19 protein-coding genes are annotated in these 19,986 nt (G+C 61.9%); 11 read left to right on the plus strand and 8 right to left on the minus strand.

Features of this window, described 5'->3' with window-relative positions:
* Window positions 1-20 precede the first annotated feature (20 nt).
* From BT125_RS15195 to tadA, 6 genes are all read left to right on the plus strand, one after another.
* Window positions 21-1,244: a maltoporin gene (locus tag BT125_RS15195; protein WP_072408140.1), complete on the plus strand. Its 1,224-nt coding sequence runs from the start codon at window positions 21-23 to the stop codon at window positions 1,242-1,244.
* A gap of 71 nt (window positions 1,245-1,315) precedes the next feature.
* Window positions 1,316-3,850 (plus strand): phosphoenolpyruvate--protein phosphotransferase, encoded by a 2,535-nt coding sequence (ptsP, locus tag BT125_RS15200; protein WP_072408142.1) that lies wholly within the window; start codon window positions 1,316-1,318, stop codon window positions 3,848-3,850.
* 2 nt (window positions 3,851-3,852) lie between these two features.
* A complete protein-coding gene (locus tag BT125_RS15205) occupies window positions 3,853-4,140 on the plus strand; it encodes a PTS sugar transporter subunit IIB (protein WP_072408143.1) in 288 nt (95 codons plus the stop codon).
* A 106-nt stretch (window positions 4,141-4,246) separates the two neighbouring features.
* On the plus strand, window positions 4,247-4,639 hold the full coding sequence (locus tag BT125_RS15210; RefSeq protein WP_072408145.1) for a DUF6632 domain-containing protein: 393 nt from the start codon (window positions 4,247-4,249) through the stop codon (window positions 4,637-4,639).
* A 195-nt stretch (window positions 4,640-4,834) separates the two neighbouring features.
* The gene (locus BT125_RS15215; RefSeq protein WP_072408147.1) at window positions 4,835-6,211 is read left to right on the plus strand and encodes a multicopper oxidase family protein; all 1,377 of its coding nucleotides are present in this window, start codon (window positions 4,835-4,837) and stop codon (window positions 6,209-6,211) included.
* Entirely contained in the window at window positions 6,211-6,708 is a 498-nt protein-coding gene (gene tadA / locus BT125_RS15220; protein ID WP_072408149.1) for a tRNA adenosine(34) deaminase TadA, read from the plus strand. The genes BT125_RS15215 and tadA overlap by 1 nt, the downstream gene beginning before the upstream one ends.
* Window positions 6,709-6,743: 35 nt before the next feature.
* Here the strand turns inward: tadA and cmoB are convergent, their stop codons facing one another.
* From cmoB to BT125_RS15265, 8 genes are all read right to left on the minus strand, one after another.
* Complete coding sequence (cmoB, locus tag BT125_RS15225; RefSeq protein WP_072408151.1) at window positions 6,744-7,700, minus strand: tRNA 5-methoxyuridine(34)/uridine 5-oxyacetic acid(34) synthase CmoB; 957 nt, start codon at window positions 7,698-7,700, stop codon at window positions 6,744-6,746.
* Window positions 7,697-8,440, minus strand: coding sequence for a carboxy-S-adenosyl-L-methionine synthase CmoA (gene cmoA / locus BT125_RS15230; protein ID WP_072408153.1), 744 nt, complete (start codon window positions 8,438-8,440; stop codon window positions 7,697-7,699). The genes cmoB and cmoA overlap by 4 nt, the downstream gene beginning before the upstream one ends.
* 152 nt (window positions 8,441-8,592) lie before the next feature.
* Window positions 8,593-9,228: a lysoplasmalogenase gene (locus BT125_RS15235; protein ID WP_072408155.1), complete on the minus strand. Its 636-nt coding sequence runs from the start codon at window positions 9,226-9,228 to the stop codon at window positions 8,593-8,595.
* A gap of 2 nt (window positions 9,229-9,230) precedes the next feature.
* Window positions 9,231-9,623 (minus strand): protease inhibitor I42 family protein, encoded by a 393-nt coding sequence (locus BT125_RS15240; protein WP_014336724.1) that lies wholly within the window; start codon window positions 9,621-9,623, stop codon window positions 9,231-9,233.
* A gap of 214 nt (window positions 9,624-9,837) precedes the next feature.
* Complete coding sequence (gene lon, locus BT125_RS15245; protein ID WP_072408157.1) at window positions 9,838-12,252, minus strand: endopeptidase La; 2,415 nt, start codon at window positions 12,250-12,252, stop codon at window positions 9,838-9,840.
* Between the two features lie 151 nt (window positions 12,253-12,403).
* Window positions 12,404-13,717 carry an MFS transporter gene (locus BT125_RS15250; protein ID WP_060739061.1) on the minus strand — a complete coding sequence of 438 codons (1,314 nt, stop codon included), beginning with the start codon at window positions 13,715-13,717 and terminating at the stop codon, window positions 12,404-12,406.
* Between the two features lie 410 nt (window positions 13,718-14,127).
* Window positions 14,128-15,369 carry an HlyC/CorC family transporter gene (locus BT125_RS15260; protein WP_072408162.1) on the minus strand — a complete coding sequence of 414 codons (1,242 nt, stop codon included), beginning with the start codon at window positions 15,367-15,369 and terminating at the stop codon, window positions 14,128-14,130.
* A gap of 12 nt (window positions 15,370-15,381) precedes the next feature.
* On the minus strand, window positions 15,382-16,194 hold the full coding sequence (locus BT125_RS15265) for a cytochrome C assembly family protein (RefSeq protein WP_060739059.1): 813 nt from the start codon (window positions 16,192-16,194) through the stop codon (window positions 15,382-15,384).
* A 195-nt stretch (window positions 16,195-16,389) separates the two neighbouring features.
* On the opposite strand from BT125_RS15265, the gene ffh reads away from it, so the two are divergent.
* From ffh to rplS, 5 genes are all read left to right on the plus strand, one after another.
* A complete protein-coding gene (gene ffh, locus BT125_RS15270) occupies window positions 16,390-17,766 on the plus strand; it encodes a signal recognition particle protein (protein ID WP_060739058.1) in 1,377 nt (458 codons plus the stop codon).
* Between the two features lie 251 nt (window positions 17,767-18,017).
* Window positions 18,018-18,269 (plus strand): 30S ribosomal protein S16, encoded by a 252-nt coding sequence (gene rpsP, locus BT125_RS15275; protein ID WP_003198088.1) that lies wholly within the window; start codon window positions 18,018-18,020, stop codon window positions 18,267-18,269.
* Between the two features lie 5 nt (window positions 18,270-18,274).
* On the plus strand, window positions 18,275-18,811 hold the full coding sequence (rimM, locus tag BT125_RS15280) for a ribosome maturation factor RimM (protein WP_058544503.1): 537 nt from the start codon (window positions 18,275-18,277) through the stop codon (window positions 18,809-18,811).
* Window positions 18,793-19,566 carry a tRNA (guanosine(37)-N1)-methyltransferase TrmD gene (trmD, locus tag BT125_RS15285; RefSeq protein WP_170842268.1) on the plus strand — a complete coding sequence of 258 codons (774 nt, stop codon included), beginning with the start codon at window positions 18,793-18,795 and terminating at the stop codon, window positions 19,564-19,566. The genes rimM and trmD overlap by 19 nt, the downstream gene beginning before the upstream one ends.
* 45 nt (window positions 19,567-19,611) lie before the next feature.
* Window positions 19,612-19,962, plus strand: coding sequence for a 50S ribosomal protein L19 (gene rplS, locus BT125_RS15290; protein ID WP_003175895.1), 351 nt, complete (start codon window positions 19,612-19,614; stop codon window positions 19,960-19,962).
* The last annotated feature ends 24 nt before the right edge of the window (window positions 19,963-19,986 follow it).

Consider the following 19,986-nt stretch of genomic DNA (forward strand, 5'->3'; position numbering starts at 1 on the left):
TAAAAAAGAAGGAGCGGCATATGAAAATAACAATAAATCGTGGACTTGCGGTGTCTTGTATCTGCCTTACGTTGCCATTCCCGGCCCAGGCCCTGGAGTTCTCCGGCTACCTGCGCAGTGGCGTCGGCAGCGCCACCAATGGCCGCTCCCAATCCTGTTTCCAGTTGCCCGGGGCACAAAGCAAATACCGATTGGGCAACGAGTGCGAACAATATGGCGAACTGGAGCTGCGCCAGGACCTTTTCACCCTCGACGACGGTTCGGTACTGAGCGTGGATGGCATGGCGTCGCTGTACAACCGCTACGACCGCACACCGACGTTCCAGGGCGAAAACGGCGCGGCGCGGATGCCGCAGATGTATGCCCAGTGGTCGAACATGCCCAGCCTGAACGGAGGCTCGCTATGGGCCGGTCGGCGTTACTACAAGCGTAACGACATCCATATTTCCGATTTCTACTACTGGAACCAGAGCGCCACTGGGGCCGGAATCGAGGATGTGTTGATCGGCGGGCTGAAATACAGCTACGCCTTTTCGCGCAAGGACAACCTGTACCAGAAAGACCCAGTCAACCGGCATGATTTCAACGTGGGCGGCTTCGATACCAACGCCGGTGGCGAGCTGGAGTTCGGCGTAAGCTTCATCGATCAGGCGAATCGTCGCGGTGCTCATCGCGGCTGGGCCTTGACCGCCCAGCATGTGCAGCAGGACTTCCTTGGCGGCAAGAATAAACTGGCCTTGCAATACGGTGAGGGGCCCGGCACAGGACTGGGTTATACCGGCGATACCGGACTGGACGGCAGCAACAAGAGCTATCGTCTGGTGGAGTTTTTCGATTGGCAGGTCACGCCGCGTTTCGGCGGGCAAATGCAGGCGGTGTACCAGAAGGACATTCGCCCTGATGGCGCCGATCAGGACTGGCTGTCGTTGGGGGTTCGTCCGGCCTACGCCATCACCGATCAGTTCAAGTTGGTGGCCGAACTGGGCCATGACCAAGTGCAGGCCAGCGATGGAACACGCAAGCTGAGCAAATTCACCTTTGCCCCTACCTGGTCGCCCAAGGGCCCGGAATTCTGGGCCCGCCCGGAAATACGACTGTATTACACCTATGCCAGCTGGAACGCGGCGGCCCAGCGCGCAGCCAATGAACTGGCGGCCGGTTCGGCGCTGTCCGACACCGGTGCATTTGGCGGCACGCGGCATGGTTCCAACGTGGGCGTGCAGGTTGAGTACTGGTGGAAATGATCCGTGTGACGCGGGTCGGTGGATGCGCTCTGCCCGCGATGCCAAAAGAACAGACAGCAGCAGGTGAAGTCATGAACACAACGCAACCTTTGCAATTGCTCGCACCGTTGTCCGGGATCTTGATGCCCTTGGACAACGTGCCTGATCCGGTCTTTTCCAACCGTGTCGTGGGGGATGGCATCTGTATCGATCCGACGTCGCAGACCCTTTGTGCGCCGCTCTCCGGTGTCGTCGGCACGCTCCAGGACAGCGCCCATGCAGTGAGTATCACCAGTGACAACGGTGTTCAGGTGTTGATGCACATTGGCCTGGACACGGTGAACCTGGCGGGCAAGGGCTTTACCTCCCGAGTAGAGATAGGTCAACGAGTCGAGGCCGGGCAACCGCTGATCGATTTCGATGCCGACTACATCGCCTTGCACGCGCGCAGTCTGTTGACGTTGATGCTGGTGGTCACTGGCGAAGACTTCAGCCTGATGCCGGCCCAGTCGTCCTGGGTGGAAAGCGGTCAGCCGTTGCTGCAGGTGAGTCAAGGGACGCAAGGGCAGGACGCGCAGACGCAACAGGGCTCGGTGCTGTTTTCCAAGCCGCTGATCCTGCCTAATGACAGCGGTCTGCATGCGCGTCCCGCTGCGGTGTTCGCCCAGGCGGCCAAAGGCTTTGATGCGAACATCTGCCTGCACAAGCAGCAGGGCAGCGCCAATGCCAAATCACTGGTGGCGATCATGGCGTTGCAAACGGTCAAGGGCGATAGTCTGCAGCTCAGTGCCGCCGGTCCACAGGCCGAACAGGCGCTCGAGGCACTGACGCAACTATTGTTGGCGGGCTGCGGTGAATCCGTCCAGGCGCAGCCGACGCCAGAAGTGCCCATGTGCGTCGAATCGCCCACGCCTGAGCGCTGGCAAGGCGTGTGTGCCTCGCCGGGCTCGGTGTCGGGTGTGGTGGTGCAGATCGCGACCCAGGCGTTGGAAGTGCAAGAGCCAGGCGCGGGAATCGAGACCGAGCAGGCCCTCCTGGACCAGGCGTTGAACCAGGCGAACCAGGCATTGAAGGCGCTGCAGAACGAGGGCGCGGGCAGCGTCCAGGCGCAGATTTTTGGCGCTCATCAGGAGCTGCTGGAAGACCCCACCTTGCTGGAGCAGGCTCGGGATCTGATCGTCGAAGGCAAGAGTGCGGCCTTTGCCTGGAAAACCGCGACCGAGGCGACCGCCACGCAATTCCAGCAGTCGGGCAGTGCCCTGCTGGCCGAGCGCGCGATGGATCTGTCCGATGTCGGGCACCGGGTCCTCAAGCTGATTCTCGGCGTACGGGACCACGCCTGGGATCTGCCCGAGCAGTCGATCCTGGTGACCGCGCAGTTGACGCCGTCCCAGACCGCCAACCTGGACACCTCGCGAATCGCCGGTTTTGTCACGGTGGGTGGCGGTGCTACCAGCCATGTGGCGATCCTGGCCCGTGCGCTGGGCCTACCGTCGTTGTGTGGCGTGCCTGAGCAGGTATTGACCCTCGCCAACGGCACCCCGGTGTTGCTGGATGCCGACAGCGGAGAACTGCATCTGAATCCAGACGCGGCGCGGATTGAGCAACTCCAGGCCTCCCGTGACCGACAGTTGCGACGGCAGCGGCGCGACCTCGAGCAATCGGCCCTGGCGGCCCGTACCCTTGACGGTCACCGAGTCGAGATCACTGCCAATGTCGGCTCGCTTCGGGATGTGGAGCAGGCCATGACCCTGGGGGGCGAAGGGGTGGGGCTGTTGCGCTCCGAACTGCTTTACCTGGATCGCGCCCACCCACCGGGACACGACGAGCAAGCGCTCCTGTATGGCGCTGTCGCCCGGGCCCTGGGGGCTGAGCGTAATCTGGTGGTGCGTACCCTGGACGTGGGCGGGGACAAGCCGCTGGCCTATGTGCCGATGGCCCACGAGGCCAATCCGTTCCTGGGCATGCGTGGTATTCGCCTGTGCCTGGAGCGACCTCAGTTATTGCGCGAACAGTTCCGGGCAATTCTCGCCTGTTCGGGGCTGACGCGGCTGCACATCATGCTGCCAATGGTCACGCAGCTGTCGGAGTTGCGGCTGGCGCGGCAGATGTTGGACGAAGAGGTGCGCAACCTGGGCCTGCCGCAAGCGCCGAAGCTGGGCATCATGATCGAAGTGCCGGCGGCGGCGCTGATGGCCGACCTGTTTGCTCCCGAAGTGGATTTCTTCTCCATCGGGACCAACGACTTGACCCAGTACACCTTGGCCATGGACCGCGACCACCCGCGCTTGGCCAGCCAGGCCGATGGCCTGCATCCGTCGGTGCTGCGCCTGATCGCTCGGACGGTCGAGGCCGCTCACGCCCATGGCAAATGGGTCGGAGTGTGTGGCGCGCTGGCATCGGAAACCTTGGCGGTACCGGTGTTGCTGGGGCTTGGCGTGGATGAGCTATCGGTCAGCGTGCCGCTGATTCCGGCCATCAAGGCCTGCGTGCGTGAATGGGATCTGAGCGAATGTCGCACGCTGGCCGAACAGGCCTTGGCCCAGGAAAGCGCCGAGCAAGTGCGCGATCTCTTGCGTATTCATTCATCCACGGCCAGTCCGGCCACCCTGGTCATGGAGCATTGAACATGTTCGACAAACTGCAACAGGCATTCTGGAAAGCCCTGACCCCGGACCTGGTACCGGAAGAGCCCAGGCCAGCGACAGCGGTTGATGAGCTGTCACCGGCCATCGTCGCCGCGCTGGGAGGCGCGGATAACCTCAAGCACCATCAACCCGTAGCGCTGACGCGGCTGCGGGTGGAGTTGCGGGACGTGGCACGGATCGACCGGACCGGGTTGAGCGCGGCCGGGGTGGCAGGGGTGATGACACTGGAGCACGGTGTGGTGCATCTGATTACGGGCTTGCCGGTCTGAACCGTCAAGACGACTGACGGTATCGGTTGACGGGGTATACACCGGGGAGCGTTCTATACTCACGGGCATCCAGTTACAGCAATCCGCCGCAATAAGGGAGCCCGCCATGAACGACACCCAACGGCTCGCCGCCTTGCGCATCGTTTTGATCGTAGTCGGTCTGATCGCCATATTCGCGATCTGGCCGCTGATGATCCTGTGGCCGTCCGGCTGGGCGTGGCACAGCGGCCATTCCCAGTATCCGCTGATGATCGTCGGCATCTACGCGACACTCGGTGTGTTCCTGCTGATGGCGTCGCGCGATCCGATGAAGCATTTGAGCCTGATCTGGTTCACCGTGTGGTCGAGCGTCGTGCACGGCGCGATCATGGCCGTGCAGTCCTTCGGCGTCGAGGTGGATGGGACAAGCCACGTCGGCCATCTGGTGGGCGACGTGCCCGCGTTGTTCATCGTTGCAGCGGCGTTGGCCTTCTTCACGCCGCGGCGCAGCAATACGTAACCAGCGAATAGACTGATCCTGTCGAAAAGGCTTGCCTCGGAGTGCACGAAAATGCCCTGTGGATAACCTCCCCAGGGCATTTTTCATTTTGTTTTTTTCATTTTCGCCGCCCTTACTGTTTCTCATCTGCGGGTGTATCGTATTCGCCTTTTGCGGGCCCAACGGTTCGCGCGGATTCAATAGGTGGTTGCGTTCATGTCCTTTACCCGTCGCCAAATACTCGGTGGCCTGGCCGGTCTTGTTGTCGTTGGTGTGGGGGCAGGCGGCGCGTCGCGGTATTGGCTGGGCAAGCGGGCCGACGCCGAAGCCGGTCACGACTATGAACTGATCGCCGCGCCCCTGGACGTCGAGTTGGTCGCCGGGCACAAGACCCAGGCCTGGGCGTTTGGCCCCTCGGCACCGGGTACCGAGCTGCGGGTGCGCCAGGGCGAGTGGTTGCGGGTGCGTTTCATCAATCACCTGCCGGTCGCCACCACCATCCACTGGCACGGAATCCGTCTGCCGCTGGAGATGGACGGCGTGCCGTATGTCTCGCAGTTGCCGGTGTTGCCGGGCGAATATTTCGACTACAAATTCCGCGTGCCGGACGCCGGCAGCTATTGGTATCACCCCCACGTCAACAGCAGCGAAGAGCTCGGGCGTGGGCTGGTGGGGCCGCTGATCATCGAAGAGCGTGAGCCCACCGGCTTCAAATACGAACAGACCCTGAGCCTCAAGAGCTGGCATGTGGATGAGCAGGGCGAGTTCGTCGCGTTCAGCATTCCCCGCGAGGCGGCGCGTGGCGGCACGGCCGGGCGGCTGGCGACCATCAACGGCGTGCCGCAGGCGGTGATTGACCTGCCGGCCGGGCAGATTACCCGGGTGCGTTTGCTCAACCTCGACAACACCCTGACTTACCGTATCAACATCCCAGGCGTTGAAGCGCAGATCTATGCGTTGGACGGCAACCCCATCGAACCGCGCCCGCTGGGCAAGGAATACTGGTTGGGCCCGGGCATGCGCATTTGCCTGGCGATCAAGGCGCCGCCGGCGGGCGAAGAATTGTCGTTGCGCAATGGCCCGGTGCGCCTGGGCACCTTGCGTTCGGTGCCCAACAGTGACGCACCGACCCAGTGGCCGCCAGCGTTGCCAGCCAACCCGGTGTCCGAACCGGACCTGGCCAATGCCGAGAAACTCAACTTCAATTTCGAATGGGTCGGTTCGGTGTCGGTCAATGTCGACAACGGCAAGCCGCCAAGCCTGTGGCAGATCAACGGCAAGGCCTGGGATATCACCGACAAGACCTGCGCCGACCGGCCGATCGCCACCCTGAAGAAGGGCCAGAGCTACATTTTCGAATTGAAGAACATGACCCAGTACCAGCATCCGATCCATTTGCACGGCATGAGCTTCAAGGTGATCGCGTCGAACCGGCACAAGGTCGTGCCGTATTTCACTGACACTTACTTGCTGGGCAAGAACGAACGGGCGCAGGTGGCACTGGTGGCGGATAATCCAGGGGTGTGGATGTTCCACTGCCATGTGATCGACCACATGGAAACCGGCCTGATGGCCGCCATCGAGGTGGCGTGATGCGTCAGATTCGTCCCGCCAAAATCATCGACCGTAGCCGCGACCAGGACTTCATGCGCGAAGCCCTGGCCCTCGCCGCCCAAGGCGCCGCCATGGGGGAAGTGCCGGTGGGCGCGGTGCTGGTGCAGGACGGCGAGATCATCGGGCGTGGCTTCAACTGCCCGATCAGCGGCCACGATCCCAGTGCCCACGCGGAAATGGTCGCCATTCGCGCCGCCGCCCAGGCGGTGAGCAACTATCGCCTGCCCGGCAGCACCCTCTACGTGACGTTGGAACCGTGCAGCATGTGCGCCGGCCTCATCGTCCACTCGCGCATCGCCCGGGTCGTCTACGGCGCCCTGGAGCCCAAGGCTGGCATCGTGCAGAGCCAGGGGCAGTTTTTCAGCCAGGGTTTCCTGAACCATCGGGTGATGTACGAAGGGGGCGTGCTGGCCGAGGAGTGCAGCGCGGTGTTGAGCGAGTTCTTCAAGGCCAGAAGAGCCAAAGCTCCAGACTAAACACCGAGCCCCTGTGGGAGTGGTGTCTGGGGTATTTATTTGCGCGCCACAATCACCGCGCGCATCGGCGCCGGCAGCCCTTCGATGGTTTTGCTGTGGTCGGCGGGGTCGAGGAAATCACTCAATGACTGATACTTCATCCACTCGGTGCTGCGCTGTTCTTCCACGGTCGTCAGGCTCACGTCCACGCAGCGCACGTCGCTGAACCCAGCGCGGCGCAGCCAGCGTTCCAGGGCCGGGACCGACGGCAGGAACCACACGTTGCGCATCTGCGCGTAGCGGTCCTCGGGCACCAGCACTTGGTGCTCATCACCCTCGATCACCAGGGTTTCCAAGACCAGCTCGCCGCCCTTGACCAGGCAATCCTTCAAGGCGAGCAAATGTTCAATCGGCGAGCGGCGATGGTAGAACACGCCCATGGAAAACACCGTGTCGAAGCCTTCCAGTTCCGCTGGCAGGGCCTCGAAGGGGAACGGCAAATGCCAGGCGTTGGGCTGCGACAGGTAGCGCTGTACCGCCTGGAACTGGCAGAAGAACAGCCAGTTGGGGTCGACGCCGATCACCGTATCCGCCCCGGCGCCGAGCATCCGCCACATGTAGTAGCCGTTGCCGCAGCCCACATCGAGGATGCGCTTGCCCTTGAGGTCCAGGTGCGGCGCCACCCGCGACCACTTCCAGTCCGAACGCCACTCGGTGTCCACGTGCACGCCGAACAGCTTGAACGGCCCTTTGCGCCACGGCGACAGGCCCATCAGTGCCGTACGCATCTGTGCACGGGTTTCGTCGGAACAGTCGGTATCGAGGGTCAGGCCGTTCAGCAGGTCGATCTCGCTCGGCTGCAGCACCGGCAAGGCATCGAGGGCGCTTTGCCAGCGTTCCAGATCGCCATGGCCCTTCTCCATTTTGCTGTCGAGTTGCGCCTGCAGCGTTGCGGCCCAATCGGCCAGGGGCGTGCCGGCCAGATGGCGGGCGAGGGGGGACAGATCAATCATGGTAGGGCAATCAACGAGGCGAAGTTAAGACACTGGAACCACGGCACGACTTTCGAGAACCCGGCCGCCAGCAGGCGTTCGCGGTGCTCTTCGAGGCTGTCAGGCTTCATGACGTTTTCGATGGCGCTGCGTTTCTGGGCAATTTCCAGCTCGCTGTAGCCGTTGGCACGTTTGAACGCCACGTGCAGGTCGGTGAGCAGGGCGTGTTCCTCTGCATCGTTGAAACGCAATTTTTCCGACAGGATCAGGGCGCCACCCGGCAGCAGGGACTGGCGGATGCGGCTCAACAGGGTGGTGCGCTGGTCCGGCGCGATGAATTGCAAGGTGAAATTCAGTGCCACCACCGAGGCTGGCTGGAACGTCAGGGCGAGGATGTCGCCTTCGATCACTTCCACCGGCAGCAGCTCCTGGAACATCGAGTCCTGGCCGTTGAGGTATTCACGGCAGCGCTCGACCATGGCCGCCGAGTTATCCACCGCGATCACCCGGCAACCGTCGGTGCGCACATGGCGGCGCAGGGCCTGGGTCACCGCGCCCAGGGACGAGCCGAGGTCGTAGAGCACGCTGTCCGGCTGGGCGAATTGCGCGGCGAGCACGCCGAGGTTTTCGACGATGGTCGGGTAACCCGGCACCGAACGCTTGATCATGTCCGGAAACACCCGCACCACGTCCTCGTTGAAGGCGAAGTCCGGCACTTGGGCCAGGGGTTGGGCGAATAGGCGGTCAGGGTCTTTGCTCACGGCGGTTCCAGCGGCATGGGTGGTGAAAAGGCCGGCATTTTAACCAAAAAACCAGTGGGAGCGAGCTTGCTCGCGATGGCGATGGTTCAGCCGGCCATAATGTTGACTGACAGACCGCTATCGCGAGCAAGCTCGCTCCCACGTTATTTGGCTCAGTGTGGCTTTCGAGCGAACGCCGACGCAGTAATGCCCCATTGGCCCAGCCAATAACTGACGATGATCAGGTATGGCGCGGCATGGAAGGGTTGCACGAACCGGTTGATGCCGATGAGGCTGTCGGAAAACACAAACGCCAGCGCCCCGGCGGCGGCCAACCACGCCGAACGCTTGGGCACGTCGGTACCCAGTCGCGCCAACGCTCGCCAGAGCATGGCGCTGATGACCAGGCCGTAGAGCACCACCGGCACCAGCAACGGCCCGAGACCGCTCGACATCAGAATTGCCAGGAGCACCGCGCCGATGCCCAAGGCCAGGGTCAATGGCAGCAGCGCCGGTCGGCGGCAGTCGCTGAGGTAGGCTTTCAGGTAGGCCAGGTGCGCCAGCAGAAATGCACCAAGGCCGAACACGAACAGGTCCCCCGGCCAGGCCAGCAACACATCGCCCACCAGCGAAAAAATCAGCCCGAGGCTGATCCAGCGCCGATATTCGCTGGGCGGGGCGTCGTGCAGCCAGCCGAGCAGGGCCAGCACCGGCATGGGTTTGACCAGCAGGCACAGCAGCGTGGCATGCATGGCCAGGCCGTACAGGTAGGTGGCCGCACCCATCAGTGCGAGGATCAGCCAACCCACAGTCAGTTCACCGCGATGGCGCAGTCAAAGGTTTCCACGGGCGGCACTTCCGGTGCCCAAGGCTGTTGATAAGTCAGGCGCAAGCGCCCGGTGCCGGCGCTGAACGCCTGGAAGCGCCAGGTCGAGACACCCGCGGCGCCAACGATGCCGGCGTCTTCCGGGTTGCGATAAACCTCCGGCCCCAAGCCCTTCAACACGCCACCGGCCGAATCCTGGATCGCCCAGCGATAACCGGTGCTGGGGTTGCTGGGCAGGCTCAGGATCAGGTTCTGTCCGTTATTGAGCCTTACGGGGCACTGGCTCAGTTTTTCCACGGTCACGTTGTTGCTGGTTTGCGTGGCGCAGGCGCTCAGCAGGGCGAGGCTGAGGGGGACGAGCAGGCGAGTGAGGGACATAAGGGCAACGGCTCCGGCATTCACGACGAACGGCGAGCATAACCGAAGATGCTACTGGATGTGTCGGGTGGGGATATGTTGTTGCCAATGCCGCCATCGCGAGCAAGCTCGCTCCTACAGGGTTTGGTGTTGATCACAAATGCTGTGAACACCACAAATCCACTGTGGGAGCGAGCTTGCTCGCGATGAGGCCCGTGCAGGCGCTACAAGATGCTCAGAACAACACCTTCGCCACATCCGCAAACCGTTTGGCAAAGTGCACCGTCACCCCTTCCTTGAGGTACTCGGGCAATTCTTCGAAGTTGCCCCGGTTGGCTTCTGGCAGGATCAGTTCGTTGATTTTCTGCCGGCGCGCCGCGATGACCTTCTCGCGTACACCGCCAATCGGCAGGACGTGTCCGGTGAGGGTCAGTTCGCCGGTCATGGCCACGCCTTTTTTCGGCGGCTGGTTGCGGGCCAGGGACAGCAAGGCACTGGCCATGGTCACGCCGGCGCTCGGGCCGTCCTTGGGCGTGGCGCCTTCCGGTACGTGCAGGTGAACGAAGGCCTCGTCGAAGAACTTCGGGTCGCCGCCAAATTGCTTCAGGTGCGAACTGACGTAGCTGTGGGCGATCTCCGCCGACTCCTTCATCACCTCTCCCAGTTGCCCGGTCAGCTTGAAGCCGCGATTGAGGGTGTGGATGCGCGTCGCCTCGATCGGCAAGGTCGCCCCGCCCATGCTGGTCCAGGCCAGACCGGTAATCACGCCGATGCCGGACAACACCTGCTCGTTGCGGAACACGGGCTTGCCCAGGGAGGCCTCGAGGTCCTTCGGCCCGAGCTTGATCACCGCTTTCGGGTCGTCGATCAGCTTCATCACCGCCTTGCGCACCAGTTTGCCCAGCTGTTTCTCCAGCTGTCGCACTCCGGCCTCACGGGCGTAACCGTCGATCAGGGCCTTGAGGGCGCTGTCGTTGATGCTCAGGCTGCCCTTGGATACACCCGCCTTGGCCAGTTGCTTGGGCCACAGGTGCCGTTTGGCGATGGCGACTTTTTCTTCGGTGATGTAGCCCGACAGGCGGATCACTTCCATCCGGTCCAGCAGCGGGCCGGGAATCGAGTCCAGAGTGTTGGCGGTGCACACGAAGAGCACTTTCGACAGATCCAGGCGCAGGTCCAGATAGTGGTCGAGGAATTCGACGTTCTGTTCCGGATCGAGGGTCTCCAGCAAGGCCGAGGCCGGGTCGCCCTGGTAGCTCTGGCCCATCTTGTCGATTTCGTCGAGCATGATCACCGGGTTCATCACTTCGACATCCTTGAGCGCCTGCACCAGCTTGCCCGGCTGGGCACCGATGTAGGTGCGTCGATGGCCCTTGATCTCGGCTTCATCGCGCATGCCGCCGACGCTGAAGCGGTAGAACGGCCGGCCCAGGGATTCGGCGATGGACTTGCCGACGCTGGTCTTGCCCACGCCCGGCGGGCCCACCAGTAGCACGATGGAACCGTTGATCTCGCCTTTGTAGGCGCCAACGGCGAGGAATTCGAGGATGCGGTCCTTGATGTCGTCCAGGCCGGCGTGGTGCTGGTCGAGCACCTTGCGCGCATGCTTGAGGTCGAGTTTGTCCTGGCCATACACGCCCCACGGCACCGAGGTCGCCCAATCCAGGTAATTGCGGGTGACGGCGTATTCCGGCGAGCCGGTTTCCAGGATGGAAAGTTTGTTCATCTCCTCTTCGATACGCTTCTGCGCCTGGGCCGACAGCACTTTGCCTTCCAGCCGTTGCTCGAATTGTTCGATGTCGGCGCTACGGTCGTCCTTGGTCAGCCCCAGTTCCTGCTGGATGACCTTGAGTTGCTCCTTGAGGAAGAATTGGCGCTGGTGTTCGCCGATCTTGTTGTTGACCTCGGCGGAAATCTCTTTCTGCAACCGCGCCACTTCGACTTCCTTGCGCAGCATCGGCAGCACTTTTTCCATGCGCTTGAGCATGGGCACGCAGTCGAGCACTTCCTGCAGCTCATTGCCGGTGGCGGAGGTGAGCGCGGCGGCGAAGTCGGTCAGCGGCGAAGGGTCGTTGGGGCTGAAGCGGTTGAGGTAGTTCTTCAGCTCTTCGCTGTACAGCGGATTGAGCGGCAGCAGTTCCTTGATCGCGTTGATCAGCGCCATGCCGTAGGCCTTGACCTCGTCGGTTGGCTCGCTCGGCTGGTGCGGGTATTCGACTTCCACCAGGTACGGTGGGCGATGGTGCTTGAGCCAGGTGCGGATGCGCACGCGGGTCAGGCCCTGGGCGACGAACTGCAGCTTGCCGCCTTCCCGGCTGGCGTGATGGACCTTCACCAGTGTGCCGTACAACGGCAGTTTCGAGGTATCGAAATGGCGCGGGTCTTCCTGGGGCGTGTCCATGAAGAACAGTGCCAGGGAGTGGTGATCGGACTTGGCCACCAGTTCCAGGGTCTCGGCCCACGGTTCTTCGTTGACGATAACCGGCAACACCTGGGCCGGGAAGAAGGGGCGATTGTGGATGGGGATGATGTAGACCTTGTCCGGCAGGTTCTGGCCGGGCAGCGCCAGGCCGGTGCCGGAGGACGTGTGTTCGATGTGTTCGGAATCAGCGTAGTCGTTAGTGGCTTCAGTAGAGTGCTGGTCGCTCATGGGGCACCTGCGCAATGGGGTATGGGTCTTAGATGGGGCAGGTGGGGGGTGGTTTCAATGGTGGGCGATTGTTAATGGTTATTTCATTGGTGGCCGTTCAGGCTCGCGACAGGTTTGCGTGGCGAGGCGCGAAGCCTCGCCACGGGCTCGGCTAGGCGACCCGATTCAAGTCGTTGTGGCGCGTTTCCTTCAGGCACAGCACGGCGATGACGCTAAGCAGCGCAGCCGCTGAAACATAGCCTCCGACATAGCTCAAGCCGCCCATCGCCACCAGTTTCTGGGCGAAGAACGGTGCGGCCGAGGCGCCGACGATACCGCCCAGGTTGTAGGCCGCCGAGGCGCCGGTATAGCGCACGTGGGTCGGAAACAGTTCCGGCAGCAAGGCGCCCATGGGGGCGAAGGTCACCCCCATCAGGAACAGCTCGATGCACAGGAACAGCGCCACGCCGCCGGTCGAGCCGTGGGTCAGCAACGGTTCCATGAGGAAACCCGAGGCAATCGCCAGCAGGCCACCGATGATCAAGATCGGTTTGCGGCCGTAGCGGTCGCTGGCCCAGGCGGACAACGGCGTAGCGGCGGCCATGAACAGTACGGCAAAGCACAGCAGGCCCAGGAATGTCTCGCGGCTGTAGCCGAGGGTGGACACGCCGTAGCTCAGGGAAAACACCGTCGAGATGTAGAACAGCGCGTAACACACCACCATCGCCGCGGCGCCCAGCAAGGTCGGCGCCCAGTATTGGCTGAACAGCTCGACCAATGGCACCTTGACTCGCTCCTGGCGGGCCATGGCATTGGCGAACACTGGGGTTTCATGGAGCTTGAGCCGCACATAGAGGCCGACGATCACCAGCACGGCACTGAGCAGGAACGGAATCCGCCAGCCCCAGTCACGGAACTGCTCGTCGTCCAGGCTCATGGCCAGGGTCAGGAACAGGCCATTGGCCGCCAGGAAGCCGATGGAGGGCCCCAGTTGGGGGAACATGCCGAACCAGGCGCGCTTGCCCTTGGGCGCGTTCTCGGTGGCCAGCAGCGCCGCTCCGCCCCATTCACCCCCAAGCCCCAGGCCCTGGCCGAACCGCAGCAGGCACAGCAGGATCGGCGCCCAGGCGCCAATGCTGGCATAGCCGGGCAGCACGCCAATGAGTGTGGTGCACACGCCCATCAGCAGCAGGGAGGCCACCAGCGTCGACTTGCGGCCGATCCGGTCGCCGAAATGGCCGAACAGCGCAGAACCCAGCGGACGGGCGAGGAAGGCGATGCCGAACGTCAGGAAGGACGACAGCATCTGTGCCGTGCCTGAGGTTTGTGGGAAGAACACCGGCCCGATCACCAGGGCCGCCGCCGTGGCATAGACGTAGAAGTCGTAGAACTCGATGGCAGTGCCGATGAAGCTCGCGGTCGCCACGCGAGTGGCCGAGTTGGTCGGCTGGGCAGGCACAGCCTCGTTGCAGGTAGCGGTCGTCATGCGGTTATCCCTGACAGTCATGTGCTCCGTTGGAGCGAATTATTATGGTCGAACACCCAGGGATGTGGGCGGGTATCCCGTCGCTGTTTCAGGTAGGAACAGTCCCAGGGCTGTTACGGATTTTGCCGATGATCTGGCCGGAACCGACCGGGCGCTGGGTAGGCACGGGGTTCGGGCGGAGCTGGGTAAGCGGGTTGAGTATAGGAAGGGGGCTAACGAATCAACAATACCTGTTGACGCCGAAACGAGCTTTTGTGGCGAGGGGATTTATCCCCGTTGGACTGCGAAGCAGTCCCAAAAAGACGTTGCGCCGAATCTGAGGCAGCTGACTAACAGTTTGGGGCGCTGTGCGACCCAACGGGGATAAATCCCCTCGCCACAACTGTGTTTCACTTTGGGACTGTTGGGAATTAAGAGCTGGCAGGCACCGAACTGTTATGCCACGCCAGCACCTGGCTGACGCGGTTGTCCACGGTCTCGATGATTTCCAGCCGATAACGCCCGATTTTCAGGCAGACCGGGCTTTCGGGGATGGTTTCCAGGGCTTCGGTCACCAGCCCGTTGAGGGTCTTGGGACCGTCGCAAGGCAGATGCCAGCCCAGGGTCCTGTTCAATTCGCGGATCGACGCCGCGCCATCGATCATCAGGCGGCCATCGGGCTGGGGATGGACGTGGGGGTTGTCGAGGCTGTGCTGGCTCTCGAATTCGCCGACGATTTCTTCGAGGATGTCTTCCAGGGTGACGATGCCCAGTACTTCGCCGTATTCGTCCACCACCATGCCCAGGCGCCGCTGCTGCTTGTGGAAATTCAGCAGTTGCAGCTGCAAGGGCGTGCTTTCGGGCACGAAGTAGGGTTCATGGGAAGCCGTCAGCAGCGCTTCCTTGGTCAGGCTCGCGTCCGCCAGCAAGTGACGGATCTGGCGGGTGTTGAGCACCGCTTCGACCTGGTTGATATCGCTGTGGAACACCGGCAGGCGCGTCCGTCGGTTCAGGCGCAACTGTTCGATGATCTCGCCGATGGGGTCGTCGAGGTTGATCCCATCGACTTCGCTGCGGGGCACGAGGATATCGTTGACGGTGATGTTGTCCAGGGCGTGGATGCCGGAAATCGGATGCAGCCGGCCAGTGCCTTGCTCTGATTCCTGCTCGCTGCGCGGTGGGACGGGCATTTCGTCGTCGCTCTGCTGCACCATCCCGGGCTTGCGGGCAAATGGACGCAGCAACAACCGGCTGGCGCCATTCAACAGCCAGGCAAAGGGATAAAGGATCTTCAACGGTATGCCCAGCAAGGTGTTACCCAGTGCCAGCACCGCGTCCGGCTGGCGGCTGGCCAAGGTGCGCGGCAGGTAGTCGGCGAACACCAGCAGGGCGGCGCTGGTGCCGAGCCAGGCGACCCAGGGGCCGTTTTCCAGCCAGGTAAAAATCGCCAGCAAGGTGCCGATGACCACGGCCAGGGCGCGACAGAGGGTATTGCACAGGATCAGGCTGGGCAGGGGGAAGGTCAGTGTCGCCAGTGGTTTGTCACTGGCACGCGAAGCCGTGCGCTGGGCCAGCAGGTGTTGCTGGGCGGCTTCGATGGCCGTGAACAGGGCCGACCAGAGGATCAGCACCACCAGCACGGCGAACAACGGCGCTACGGGCAACGTATCCATCAAGGCCGTCCGTCAGATATGCAGGATGTATTCACGGACCAGCTTGCTGCCGAAGTACGCCAGCATCAGCAGGCAGAAACCGGCCAGGGTCCAGCGAATCGCTTTGTGCCCACGCCAGCCGAGGCGGTTGCGGCCCCACAGCAGCACGCTGAAGACCACCCACGCCAGGCAGGCCAGCAAGGTCTTGTGTACCAGGTGCTGGGCGAACAGGTTCTCGACGAACAACCAGCCGGAGATCAATGACAGCGACAGCAGGCTCCAGCCGGCCCAGAGGAAACCGAACAACAGGCTTTCCATGGTTTGCAGCGGCGGGAAGTTGCGGATCAGCCCGGAGGGGTGTTTGTTCTTGAGCTGGTGGTCCTGCACCAGCAGCAACAGGGCCTGGAACACGGCGATGGTGAACAGGCCATAGGCGAGGATCGACAATAGGATGTGGGCGAGGATGCCCGGTTCTTCGTCGATGATCTGCACGGTGCCCGACGGCGCGAACTGCGCCAGCAGCACCGTGGCCAGCCCCAGCGGGAACAGCAGCACCAGCAGGTTTTCCACGGGAATGCGCGAGCAGGCCAGCAGCGTCAGGGCGATCACGGCGACGGCGATCAGGCTGGCGGCGTTGAAAAAGTCCAGGCCCAGGCCGATGGGTGTCATCAGGTGGGTATAAAGGCTGGCCGCGTGGCCGAGCACCGCCAGCACGCCAAGCGTGACCAGCAGGCGTTTGTTCGCCTTGGCACCTGTGGCCAGGCGGGTGCCTTGATAGAGGGTCGCAGCGGCATAAAGGCAAGCGGCGGCGAGGGTGGCAAGCAAGCTGGGTGACAAGGGGAGCATAAATCCTGTTAGGCAAGCCCGAAAGGCGCTGAGTTTGGCATAGAACCCCCTCCACACGAAAGACCACAGCAGGTGTACGCCGCACGCTTCTTCGCTATAATCCGCGACCTGCCCACGCCGCAGGCTCGCCGAGCACATTTTTCACGGTCTGGGCCGCCATTATCCCGGTCTCATCTGGGCCTGAAAGGATCGCGCATGTTTGAAAACCTAACCGACCGTCTCTCGCAGACGCTGCGCCATGTCACCGGCAAGGCGAAACTGACCGAGGACAACATCAAAGACACCCTGCGCGAAGTGCGCATGGCGTTGCTCGAAGCCGACGTCGCCCTGCCGGTAGTCAAGGACTTCGTCAATTCGGTCAAGGAACGCGCCGTCGGCACCGAAGTGTCGCGCAGCCTGACGCCGGGCCAGGCGTTCGTGAAGATCGTCCAGGCCGAGCTCGAAAGCCTGATGGGCGCCGCCAACGAAGACCTGAACCTCGCCGCCGTACCGCCAGCGGTGGTGCTGATGGCCGGTCTGCAGGGCGCGGGCAAGACCACGACAGCCGGCAAGCTGGCGCGCTTCCTTAAGGAGCGCAAGAAGAAGTCGGTGATGGTGGTGTCGGCGGACATCTACCGTCCGGCGGCGATCAAGCAGCTGGAAACCCTGGCCAACGACATCGGCGTGACGTTTTTCCCGTCCGACCTGAGCCAGAAGCCGGTGGACATCGCCCAGGCAGCTATTAAGGAAGCGAAGCTCAAGTTCATCGACGTGGTCATCGTCGATACCGCCGGTCGCCTGCACATCGATGAAGAGATGATGGGCGAGATCAAGGCGCTGCATGCCGCGATCAATCCGGTGGAAACCCTGTTCGTGGTCGATGCCATGACCGGCCAGGATGCGGCCAACACCGCCAAGGCGTTCGGTGATGCACTGCCGCTGACCGGCGTGATCCTGACCAAGGTCGACGGTGACGCCCGTGGCGGTGCCGCGCTGTCGGTACGTGCCATCACGGGCAAGCCGATCAAGTTCATCGGCATGGGCGAGAAGAGCGAAGCGCTCGAGCCGTTCCACCCCGAGCGTATAGCCTCGCGCATCCTCGGCATGGGCGACGTGCTCAGCCTGATCGAGCAGGCCGAGCAGACCCTCGACAAGGACAAGGCCGACAAGCTGGCCAAGAAGCTGAAGAAGGGCAAGGGCTTCGACCTCGAAGACTTCCGCGACCAGCTGCAACAAATGAAGAACATGGGCGGCCTTGGCGGCCTCATGGACAAACTGCCGAACATCGGTGGCGTGAACCTGGCGCAGATGGGCAATGCCCAGGGCGCGGCTGAAAAGCAGTTCAAGCAGATGGAAGCCATCATCAACTCCATGACCCCGGCCGAGCGCCGCGACCCTGAGCTGATCAGCGGTTCGCGCAAGCGCCGCATCGCCATGGGTTCCGGCACCCAGGTGCAGGACATCGGTCGCTTGATCAAGCAACACAAGCAGATGCAGAAGATGATGAAGAAATTCTCCGCCAAGGGCGGGATGGCCAAGATGATGCGCGGCATGGGCGGTATGTTGCCCGGCGGCGGCATGCCGAAAATGTAAAGAATCTGCGCCGGCTGTCATGCCGGCGTCGCCCCGCACGGATGCGGGGATCTCCAGCAAACCCGCGCTATGCGGGAGCTGACCTGCCGTTTTTCATGACGGCTCTATGGCAAATCTTGATCGCATGGCGCCAGGCGCCGGAAAAAGACATTTGCAAAAGTCCGGATATTCCTTAGAATATGCGGCCTTTCGGGCACCTATGCCCGCTGTGCATTTAGATTTGCAGCACCGACTACAGGAACGATGTTCACATGCTAACAATCCGTCTTGCCCTTGGCGGCTCCAAAAAGCGCCCGTTTTACCACCTGACCGTAACCGACAGCCGCAACCCGCGTGACGGTTCCCACAAGGAGCAGGTTGGTTTCTTCAACCCTGTTGCCCGTGGTCAGGAAGTTCGTCTGTCCGTGAACCAAGAGCGCGTAGCCTACTGGCTGAGCGTTGGTGCACAACCTTCTGAGCGCGTTGCTCAGTTGTTGAAGGAATCGGCTAAGGCTGCGGCCTGAGCAATATGAACGCGACGCCAAAAGATGCTGATGATTTGATCGTTGTCGGCAAGATCTATTCTGTACATGGCGTTCGCGGCGAAGTGAAGGTGTATTCCTTTACTGATCCGATCAAGAACCTGTTGGACTACAAAACCTGGACGCTCAAGCGCGAAGGTAGCGTGAAACAGGTGGAGCTGGTCAGCGGACGCGGGAACGACAAGTTCCTGGTCGCGAAGCTCAAGGGTCTCGATGATCGTGAAGAAGCTCGTCTTCTGGCCGGTTATGAGATCTGCGTGCCGCGCAACCTGTTCCCTGAACTGACCGACGGCGAGTACTACTGGTACCAGCTGGTGGGTCTGAAGGTCATCGATCACCTCGGGCAATTGCTCGGGAAAATCGATCATCTGCTCGAGACCGGTTCGAACGATGTCATGGTGGTCAAGCCTTGCGTCGGCAGCCTGGATGATCGCGAACGCCTGTTGCCCTATACCGAGCAATGCGTGTTGGCCGTCGACCTTGCCGCAGGCGAGATGAAGGTGGAATGGGATGCGGATTTCTAAACGTGGCTAATTTGCGCGTTGAAGTCATCACGTTGTTTCCCGAGATGTTTTCCGCCATCAGCGAGTACGGCATAACCAGCCGCGCGGTGAAACAGGAGCTGTTGCAGCTCACCTGTTGGAATCCGCGGGACTACACCACGGATCGGCATCACACTGTGGACGATCGCCCGTTTGGCGGTGGTCCGGGCATGGTGATGAAGATCAAGCCCCTGGAAGATGCGCTGGTTCAGGCCAGGACGGCAGCCGGGGAGGGTGCGAAGGTGATCTACCTGTCGCCCCAAGGCCGCCAGCTGACTCAGTCGGCGGTGCGCGAGCTGGCGAAATCGGATGCATTGATCCTGATTGCCGGCCGTTATGAAGGCATTGACGAGCGTTTCATTGAAGCTCATGTCGATGAAGAGTGGTCGATTGGCGACTATGTACTGTCTGGCGGCGAGCTGCCGGCGATGGTCCTGATCGATGCGGTTACACGACTGCTGCCTGGAGCTTTAGGGCATGCAGATTCCGCTGAGGAAGATTCCTTTACGGATGGTCTGCTGGATTGCCCGCACTACACCCGACCGGAGGTGTATGCGGATCAGCGTGTTCCCGACGTGTTGCTAAGTGGCAACCACGCGCACATCCGGCGTTGGCGTTTGCAGCAGTCCCTTGGTCGGACCTACGAACGACGCGCCGATCTTCTGGAAAGCCGCTCGCTTTCTGGAGAAGAGAAGAAGCTGCTCGAGGAATACATCCGCGAGCGGGACGATAGTTAACAACGTATCGATGGTGAGTCCGACGACTCGCCTTAGGAGCACAGCATGACTAACAAAATCATCCTTGCACTCGAAGCAGAGCAGATGACCAAAGAAATCCCTACCTTTGCCCCAGGCGACACCATTGTCGTCCAGGTGAAAGTGAAGGAAGGCGACCGTTCCCGTCTGCAAGCGTTCGAAGGCGTCGTTATCGCCAAGCGTAACCGTGGCGTGAACAGTGCATTCACCGTTCGTAAAATCTCCAACGGTGTTGGCGTAGAGCGTACTTTCCAGACCTACAGCCCGCAAATCGACAGCATGGCTGTCAAGCGTCGCGGTGACGTACGTAAAGCCAAGCTGTACTACCTGCGTGACCTGTCGGGTAAAGCAGCTCGCATCAAGGAAAAACTGGCTTAAGTCCAGCTTCCGATGCAAAAAAAG

The sequence above is a fragment of the Pseudomonas sp. NFACC04-2 genome (assembly GCF_900119265.1).
Classification (GTDB): Bacteria; Pseudomonadota; Gammaproteobacteria; order Pseudomonadales; family Pseudomonadaceae; genus Aquipseudomonas; species Aquipseudomonas fluorescens_AA.

What these genes read in the sequence shown, in the direction of transcription:
- BT125_RS15195 (WP_072408140.1), top strand. Translation starts at nt 21, where the DNA reads ATGAAAATAACAATAAATCGTGGACTTGCGGTGTCTTGTATCTGCCTT.
- ptsP (WP_072408142.1), top strand. Translation starts at nt 1,316, where the DNA reads ATGAACACAACGCAACCTTTGCAATTGCTCGCACCGTTGTCCGGGATC.
- BT125_RS15205 (WP_072408143.1), top strand. Translation starts at nt 3,853, where the DNA reads ATGTTCGACAAACTGCAACAGGCATTCTGGAAAGCCCTGACCCCGGAC.
- BT125_RS15210 (WP_072408145.1), top strand. Translation starts at nt 4,247, where the DNA reads ATGAACGACACCCAACGGCTCGCCGCCTTGCGCATCGTTTTGATCGTA.
- BT125_RS15215 (WP_072408147.1), top strand. Translation starts at nt 4,835, where the DNA reads ATGTCCTTTACCCGTCGCCAAATACTCGGTGGCCTGGCCGGTCTTGTT.
- tadA (WP_072408149.1), top strand. Translation starts at nt 6,211, where the DNA reads ATGCGTCAGATTCGTCCCGCCAAAATCATCGACCGTAGCCGCGACCAG.
- cmoB (WP_072408151.1), bottom strand. Translation starts at nt 7,700, where the DNA reads ATGATTGATCTGTCCCCCCTCGCCCGCCATCTGGCCGGCACGCCCCTG.
- BT125_RS15240 (WP_014336724.1), bottom strand. Translation starts at nt 9,623, where the DNA reads ATGTCCCTCACTCGCCTGCTCGTCCCCCTCAGCCTCGCCCTGCTGAGC.
- lon (WP_072408157.1), bottom strand. Translation starts at nt 12,252, where the DNA reads ATGAGCGACCAGCACTCTACTGAAGCCACTAACGACTACGCTGATTCC.
- BT125_RS15250 (WP_060739061.1), bottom strand. Translation starts at nt 13,717, where the DNA reads ATGACGACCGCTACCTGCAACGAGGCTGTGCCTGCCCAGCCGACCAAC.
- BT125_RS15260 (WP_072408162.1), bottom strand. Translation starts at nt 15,369, where the DNA reads ATGGATACGTTGCCCGTAGCGCCGTTGTTCGCCGTGCTGGTGGTGCTG.
- BT125_RS15265 (WP_060739059.1), bottom strand. Translation starts at nt 16,194, where the DNA reads ATGCTCCCCTTGTCACCCAGCTTGCTTGCCACCCTCGCCGCCGCTTGC.
- ffh (WP_060739058.1), top strand. Translation starts at nt 16,390, where the DNA reads ATGTTTGAAAACCTAACCGACCGTCTCTCGCAGACGCTGCGCCATGTC.
- rpsP (WP_003198088.1), top strand. Translation starts at nt 18,018, where the DNA reads ATGCTAACAATCCGTCTTGCCCTTGGCGGCTCCAAAAAGCGCCCGTTT.
- rimM (WP_058544503.1), top strand. Translation starts at nt 18,275, where the DNA reads ATGAACGCGACGCCAAAAGATGCTGATGATTTGATCGTTGTCGGCAAG.
- trmD (WP_170842268.1), top strand. Translation starts at nt 18,793, where the DNA reads ATGGGATGCGGATTTCTAAACGTGGCTAATTTGCGCGTTGAAGTCATC.
- rplS (WP_003175895.1), top strand. Translation starts at nt 19,612, where the DNA reads ATGACTAACAAAATCATCCTTGCACTCGAAGCAGAGCAGATGACCAAA.